The sequence below is a fragment of the Pseudoalteromonas aliena genome, assembly GCF_038155085.1.
GTDB classification, from domain to species: Bacteria; Pseudomonadota; Gammaproteobacteria; order Enterobacterales; family Alteromonadaceae; genus Pseudoalteromonas; species Pseudoalteromonas aliena_A.
The window spans coordinates 1-260 of record NZ_JBAKAU010000063.1; the positions used below are offsets into that span (position 1 = coordinate 1).

The window sequence follows — 260 nt, forward strand, 5'->3', positions numbered from 1 at the left end:
TATGACTCGCCAAATTGGCGCTGGCCAAGCTCGTAGGCGGTAATGATATCTTCACAAGGTTTGGTTTTTGATACTGCAAATAAAGTTATTTCGTTGCTATTTCTTTGTGCATTTTTTGCAGCTTTTATAATTCTCACATAGGCGGATGTGAGTCGTTCTGCTATTGTAACGATATATTTATCAGTTAGTTGTGGAGTCATAAATGGATATTACAGAATTATTGGCGTTTAGTGTGCAACACAAAGCATCCGATTTACATT

1 pseudogene is annotated in these 260 nt (G+C 36.9%); it reads right to left on the reverse strand.

Annotated elements, in window-relative coordinates:
* A pseudogene (locus V6260_RS18555) lies at positions 1 to 200 on the reverse strand (YggS family pyridoxal phosphate-dependent enzyme); the annotation flags it as partial.
* Between the last annotated feature and the right edge of the window lie 60 nt (positions 201 to 260).